Here is a 1,800-nt window from a genome sequence, read left to right as displayed (position 1 = left end):
TCTGGCGTACTCGGCAGCGTCTGCTCGAGGTGACCGGGCTGCCGCAGGAGGATCTGGATGCGGCACTCAGCGAGCTAATCCGCGCTGATCTCCTTCGGCCGTCGTGCTGCGCGTCACCGCAGGGGAGCCCCAGGCAGCGAGACATCATCTTTGGTCTGAGCGAGCGTGTTGGGTGACGCGAGGCAGAGGGATTGGCAGTTACCTGGTCTATGGCCATACCCGCCATTATGTCGGCATCATACTGGTGCGCGACCTGTACAGAGCCCAGATTCGCTCCAAGCCAGTCGGCTTGGGTCAGCGCCTCATCGACATCCCAAGTGAAGTAGGTGGTGCTGCGGGCGTCCTGCTTCCCGGCCAGGGCCCCGTCCGCTTGCCACTGGTAGTAGGTCAGCGCACCGCCGGTACTCCCCTCCAGCGTCAACTGGTTCAGCGTGTTGTACTGGTAGTAGGTCGTCTCGCCGTTCTTCGTCAGTTGCCTGCGGTCTCCTGCCGCGTCGAAGCGGCAGTCGAAGGCATACAGGCCCTGGCCCGAGCCGTCCAGATCGTCCTCCCTGGCCAACCGCCCCGCGGCGTCGTAGCGGTAGTAGATGCTGGTGCCGTCCTCGCGCACGATCTTGGTCCGACGCGCGTCGTCGTAGCCGTAGTACAGGCTCTCCAGCAGCCCGCACGATCATCTGGACAAAGCGAAGCGAGATCATCACCCCGAGGACCAAGGCCGTGGGCCCTGCACGCCGGACCGGGTTGTACAGACCTGTTCGCAGTGGTGCGGGGCTGAGAGCAGGGCCGCGCAGGTGTGGGGGCATGCCGAGGGGAAAGGCTCGCGAGGTTCGCGAGTACACTTCGGCCGGCCGTCTGCCAGGCATGGCCCAGGGAGGCACTGCTGTGAGCAAGGTCAAGTTCGGCGTCATCGGTCTCGGATGGTTCGGCGAGAAACACTGCGAGGCGCTGGCCTCCCTTCCCAACGTGGAGCTGTACTCGCTGTGCACGCGCACCAAGTCGCGCCTGAAGGAAGTCGCGCAGCGCTTCGGCGTGAAGAAGACCTTCACCGACTACAACGAGATGCTGGCCGACCCGGAGCTGGAAGCGGTCAACATCGTCACCATGTGGGACCAGCACGCCGCTCCGACACTGGCCGCGCTCAAGGCGGGCAAGCACGTGTTCTGCGAGAAGCCCATGGCCTCGACCATGGCCGACTGCAGAAAGATGGTGGCAGCCGCGCAGAAGGCCAAGGGCTTCTTCATGGTGGGGCACATATGCCGCTTCAATCCGCGCTATGCCCTCGCCAAGCGTGCAATCGAGGAGGGGCGGATCGGCAAGATCGTGTCCATGTCCGCCCGGCGCAACCTCCCGCGCTGGATTGTTACCGGGGTGCTGCCGAAGATCGGCCCCATCATCGGCGACGGCGTCCACGACACTGACCTGATGCTGTGGCTCACCGGGGCAAAGATCGTCAGTGCCTACGCCCAGACCGTGGAAATCCGGGGCCTGGGGAACCCCGACATCGGCCAGACCATGTACCGCTTCGACTCCGGCGCTACCGCGATCCTGGAGCAGGTCTGGTTCCTCCCCGAAAACAGTGCGATGCAGATCGATGAACGCCTGGAGGTGGTCGGGACCGAGGGTAGTATCCAGGTGAACGACACGACCCCCAACTTCTTCGTGTGCGACAAGGACGGCGTCAGGTACCCCGACACGACGTATTGGAGCACCTACTACGGAAAGCTGTGGGGCGCGCTGCCGGCCGAGTTGCAGTACTTCGCCGACTGCTGCCTGAAGGGCGAGCCGCCGACGGTGGTCCCT

The 1,800-nt window shown here is 64.4% G+C and carries 2 protein-coding genes; one reads left to right on the top strand and one right to left on the bottom strand.

All coding sequences use genetic code 11. The features are described from left to right. Positions 1-610: hypothetical protein (locus LLH23_11940; GenBank protein MCE5239185.1), on the bottom strand; the 610-nt coding region annotated here is incomplete at its 3' end. Positions 611-882: 272 nt separating this feature from the next. Between LLH23_11940 and LLH23_11935 the strand changes: the two genes are divergently transcribed. Next, positions 883-1,800, top strand: a 918-nt coding sequence (locus LLH23_11935) for a Gfo/Idh/MocA family oxidoreductase (protein ID MCE5239184.1), incomplete at its 3' end; no start/stop codon positions are given.

This window comes from bacterium (assembly GCA_021372615.1).
Classification (GTDB): domain Bacteria; phylum Armatimonadota; class Zipacnadia; order Zipacnadales; family UBA11051; genus JAJFUB01.
The sequence above is the reverse complement of the archived record's forward strand: the minus strand, read 5'-3'. Positions and strand labels throughout refer to the sequence as shown.